Below are 4,864 nucleotides of genomic sequence, written 5' to 3' on the forward strand. Positions count from 1 at the left end.
CGATGGGTGCGGCGATCGCGGCGATGGAGCCGGCGGTCGCGGCGAAGGACAACATCGCCTATGGCCGCGCCGATGCGGCCTTCCACGAGGCGCTGTTCGCCCATTGCGGCAACCGCTACCTCGCCGAATCCTATCAGCTGGTTTCCGGCCGCGTCGCCGCGCTCCGCACCAATTTGGCCTCGCCGATCGACGTCCGGACCCGCACGTCGTTCGACGAGCATCGCAAGCTGCTCGATTTGTTCGCGCGCGGCGAGCTCGCCGCCTTCGAGGAGTTGATGACAACGCACATCACCAATTCGGGGTCGGTCTACGCAAGAGCGCTCAAGGTGGAATGAGCGCGACTATCGCGCGTCCTTTGATCCCGGCCTGTCCAGAAAATCCAGCGCGGTATTGATCTGTTCGAGCTGGTGCTCGATCTTGTCGCGGTCCTCGACTGACGGCGCCTTTTGGAGCTGTTCCACGAGCTTCTGCTTCCGCAACAGCAAGTTCTCTATGACTGTGCTCACAAGTCCCCCATCGCCAGAGGCGACACCGCGAACGCCGAAACAATAGAAGCGCGCTCAACCGGGCCCTTGATCAGAATGTTCGCAGTCTCGGATGGTTCCTGCGTCTGAACTACGATGCGCCCAGATGGAACTATCGGCGCAAGCTGGCCCACACGCCGCCAAGGATCAATAGGCCGCCGGCGAAATGGATTGGCTTTGGCGGCTCGCCGAGAATCGCGAAAGACAATAGGGCGCTTGCAACCGGTCCGAGGTAAAGGACGAGCGAGGTTCGCACCGAACCGAATTTGGCGCCGAGCCAGGCAAAGCCGGCATACGCAAGCAGGCCAGGAACGATCCCTGCGAACACGTAGGCCGCGAGCGCCCTGACGCTGAAGATTTGGGCCGGCATGGTCCACATTTCCCAGGCGGCGAGCGGCAGCGAGAACAATGCGCCGGCGGCTGCGAACAGGCTGATGCGCGCAAGCAGGGACGCGCGCGGCGCGGCTCGCGATTGCAGCAGAGTATAGCCGGACCAGCCGAGCATCGCGATCACGACCAAGCCGTCGCCCGCCGCGGTCTCCAGTTCGATCAGCGTCTGCGGATGACCGCCCGAGATGATGAGCAGCGCACCAGCCAGCGCGAGCGCGGTACCCAACCATTGCAGCGGGCCGACGCGTTCCATGCCGCGCACGGCGGAGATCAGCAGCACGGTGATCGGCGACAGCGCCATGATCAAGGCGATATGGATGGCCGTCGTCGATACGCCGGCGGCGTAGACCGGGCCGCCGCAGAGAAACATGCCCATGAACCCGGCCGCCAGGATCGGCCAGATGTTCTTGCCAAGTGCGATGCGGCCGTCGCGAATCTCGGCGAGCGCAATCGGCGCAAGCCCGACGGCAACGATGCTCCAGCGGAAGAAGGCGAGCGCAAACGGTGGGACGGATCCGGCGAGCCCGCGCGCCAGGATTTGATTTGAGGCCTGCGCAGTCGCCACCAGGATGAAGCCGACCAGCGCAATGGCGCCGAGCCAGGCTCTGGCGGATGATACGCCGGCCGGCACGTCGTGACCGCCGTCAGAGATTTCCTTGCCCATGGATCAATCGGATATCCGATGTCGGCCGGGGTGAGAACCCCGACGACGGCTCACCGACATGCAAATGCGGCACGCGCGCCATCCCGGGGGACGCGGAGACACCCGCGAGCAACACCGGCACGATGGGAGTGCGTGTGACCGAGACCGACAACACCGCCAGCAACGCGCAGAGCATGCAGAGCCGCATCCGCACCGTCCTGCGATCGGTGATCGGCAGGAACAGGAAGAACAGCATCGCCAGGATCAGCAGCATGTCGACCACGAACATCGATCTCTCCCTTGAAACGAAGGAGAGCATGACGTGATTGGCGCCCACCGGTATGTGGACGACGTCACACACCTGATGCCGCTGACCGCGCGCAGCCGACGTGATACGGTTCTGCAAAACGAGCCTCGGTTCGTTCGGACGGGCGCGGGAGGCGCAAGATGCACAAGGTCTGGATCGAGGCGGCACTGAACGGACCCTGGAGCCGCGCGCTTCAGCCCGGTATCCCCGATACGATCGACGCAATCATCGCCGAGGGCATTGCCTGCGCGAAGGCCGGCGCCGCGATCATTCACACGCATGCCTATGACGGCGGGGGACCGCAGACTTTCGATTGGCAGGTCTATGCGCGGATCATCGAAGGCATTCGTGCCAGGATCGACGTGCCCGTCTATCCCTCGATCCCCGGCCTTGATGCGCGCGGCAACATCGCCGACCCCAAGGCGCGCTTCGCCCATATCGAGGCGCTAGCCGAGCGCGGCCTGCTCGAATTCGCCGTGGTCGATCCCGGCAGCGTCAACTTCACCCTGACCGCCACCACGGCGGAAGCCAAGCCGGCCGAGACCTATCTCAATCCGGAGACCCACATCCGGCACGGGCTTGGCGTTGCCAGGCGCTACGGAATTCACCCCGCCTTCGCCATCTACGAGCCGGGCTTCATCCGCGCCGGCGCGGCACTGGCGCGCGCGAGCGGCGTGAAGGCGCCGGTCTACCGCTTCATGTTCTCGCAGCAATTCGCGTTCTGCTTTCCGCCGAAGCCGTATGGCCTTGCGGCGCTGGTCACGCTGGCGGAGGAGGAAGCACCGGGTGCGCCGTGGATGGTCTCCGGCCTCGGCGTCGACCTCACGCCGCTAATCGGCGAGGCGGTGGCCCGCGGCGGCCATATCCGCGTCGGTCTCGAGGATGCGCTGCTGGGGTCGACGGCCACCAATATTGGCCTCGTCGACGACGCCGTTCGGATGGTCCGCGCGCATGGCGGCGAGCCGGCCACCACGGCCGAGGTCCGGCAGGCGCTGGCGAAGGGTTAACGCGCCCAAACGGCTACGGAACCTCGAATCTTTCACGCGCCCGTCGGTTGAATTCGAGGGCCCGGAGTCCTATGCCTACGCCCCATGAACACTGAGATCATCGCCGCCGAAAAGCCCCTGATGGCGCAGGCCCGACCGCGCAAGCCGGCGCCGTTCCTCCCGATGAGCCGCGCCGAGATGGACGCGCTCGGCTGGGACGCCTGCGACATCGTGCTGGTGACCGGGGACGCCTATGTCGACCATCCGAGCTTCGGCATGGCGATCATCGGCCGCCTGCTGGAGGCGCAGGGCTTTCGCGTCGGCATCATCTCCCAGCCCGACTGGCATTCGGCCGAGCCGTTCAAGGCGCTCGGCAAGCCACGCGTGTTCTTCGGCGTCACCGGCGGCAACATGGATTCCATGGTGAACCGCTACACCGCGGACCGCCGCATACGCAGCGACGATGCCTATACGGCCGGCGGTGAAGGCGGCAAGCGGCCGGACCGCTGCACCGTCGTCTATGCGCAGCGCTGCCGCGAGGCGTTCAAGGATGTGCCGATCGTGCTCGGCGGCATCGAGGCCTCGCTGCGCCGGATCGCGCATTACGACTACTGGTCCGACAAGGTGCGCCGCTCGGTGCTCGCCGACGCCAAGGCCGACCTCCTGCTGTACGGCAACGCCGAGCGCGCCGTCGTTGAAGTGGCGAACCGCATCGCAGCCGGCGAGACCGCGCGCGAGCTCGACGACATCAGGGGCGTCGCGCTGTTCCGCAAGGTCCCGGAGGACTACACCGAGCTGCACGCCGACGATCTTGATTCCGCCGACGAGGGCGCAACGCGCCAGAAGGGTGCGACCGTGATCCGGTTGCCGGCGCTGGACCAGGTCGAGCAGGACAAGGAAGCTTATGCCCGCGCGTCACGCGTGCTGCACCGGGAGAGCAATCCCGGCAATGCACGGCCGCTGGTGCAGCGTCACGGCGACCGTGACCTCTGGCTCAATCCGCCGCCGATCCCGCTGACGAGCGACGAGATGGACGCGGTCTACGACTTGCCCTATGCGCGCGCCCCGCATCCGTCCTATGGCGACGCCAAAATTCCCGCCTGGGACATGATCAAGTTCTCCGTGACGATCATGCGCGGCTGTTTCGGCGGCTGCACCTTCTGCTCTATCACCGAGCACGAAGGCCGCATCATCCAGAACCGCTCCGAGGGCTCGATCCTGCGCGAGATCGAGAAGATCCGCGACAAGACGCCGGGCTTCACCGGCGTGATCTCCGACATCGGCGGCCCCACCGCCAACATGTACCGGATGGCGTGCAAGGACCCGAAGGTCGAGGCGGCGTGCCGGCGGCCGTCCTGCGTCTTCCCCGAGATCTGCCCGAACCTCAACACCTCGCATGACGATCTGATCCGGCTCTATCGCAAGGTGCGCGAGACCAAGGGCATCAAGAAGGTGATGGTCGCCTCCGGCGTGCGCTACGACCTCGCGGTCGAGAGCCCCGAATACATCAAGGAGCTCGTCACCCATCACGTCGGGGGTTATCTGAAAATCGCGCCGGAGCATACCGAGCGCGGCCCGCTCGACAAGATGATGAAGCCGGGCATCGGCGCCTACAACAAGTTCAAGCGGATGTTCGACGAAGCGGCCGAACGGGCCGGCAAGAAGTATTACCTGATCCCCTATTTCATCGCGGCACATCCGGGCACGACCGACGAGGACATGATGAACCTCGCGCTCTGGCTCAAGAAGAACCGCTATCGTGCCGATCAGGTGCAGACCTTCCTGCCCTCGCCGATGGCGACCGCGACCGCGATGTACCACACCGGCGTCAATCCGTTGCGCGGCGTGCGCCGCGGCGGCAGCGACAAGGTCGAGGCGATCAAGGGCCTGCGCCAGCGCCGCCTGCACAAGGCCTTCCTGCGCTATCACGACCCCGACAATTGGCCGGTGCTGCGCGAGGCGCTGATGGAGATGGGCCGCCGCGATCTGATCGGCTCGCAGCCCCACCAGCTCG

At 65.7% G+C, this 4,864-nt stretch carries 5 protein-coding genes; 3 read left to right on the top strand and 2 right to left on the bottom strand.

Annotated features, from left to right (window positions below; all coding sequences use genetic code 11):
* Window positions 1-335, top strand: a 335-nt coding sequence (locus MOV75_RS27570) for an FCD domain-containing protein (protein ID WP_247006938.1), incomplete at its 5' end; no start/stop codon positions are given.
* Window positions 336-636: 301 nt separating this feature from the next.
* Here MOV75_RS27570 and MOV75_RS27575 read toward each other — a convergent pair.
* Complete coding sequence (locus MOV75_RS27575; protein ID WP_246929223.1) at window positions 637-1,578, bottom strand: DMT family transporter; 942 nt, start codon at window positions 1,576-1,578, stop codon at window positions 637-639.
* On the bottom strand, window positions 1,559-1,846 hold the full coding sequence (locus MOV75_RS27580) for a hypothetical protein (protein ID WP_246929224.1): 288 nt from the start codon (window positions 1,844-1,846) through the stop codon (window positions 1,559-1,561). The genes MOV75_RS27575 and MOV75_RS27580 overlap by 20 nt, the downstream gene beginning before the upstream one ends.
* Window positions 1,847-2,004: 158 nt before the next feature.
* Between MOV75_RS27580 and MOV75_RS27585 the strand changes: the two genes are divergently transcribed.
* Window positions 2,005-2,871, top strand: coding sequence for a 3-keto-5-aminohexanoate cleavage protein (locus MOV75_RS27585; RefSeq protein WP_246929225.1), 867 nt, complete (start codon window positions 2,005-2,007; stop codon window positions 2,869-2,871).
* Between the two features lie 84 nt (window positions 2,872-2,955).
* The coding region (locus tag MOV75_RS27590; protein WP_247006939.1) for a YgiQ family radical SAM protein at window positions 2,956-4,864 on the top strand (1,909 nt) is incomplete at its 3' end.

The organism is Bradyrhizobium sp. PRIMUS42 (genome assembly GCF_023006515.1).
Lineage (GTDB): Bacteria > Pseudomonadota > Alphaproteobacteria > Rhizobiales > Xanthobacteraceae > Bradyrhizobium.

What these genes read in the sequence shown, in the direction of transcription:
- MOV75_RS27575 (WP_246929223.1), bottom strand. Translation starts at nt 1,578, where the DNA reads ATGGGCAAGGAAATCTCTGACGGCGGTCACGACGTGCCGGCCGGCGTA.
- MOV75_RS27580 (WP_246929224.1), bottom strand. Translation starts at nt 1,846, where the DNA reads ATGTTCGTGGTCGACATGCTGCTGATCCTGGCGATGCTGTTCTTCCTG.
- MOV75_RS27585 (WP_246929225.1), top strand. Translation starts at nt 2,005, where the DNA reads ATGCACAAGGTCTGGATCGAGGCGGCACTGAACGGACCCTGGAGCCGC.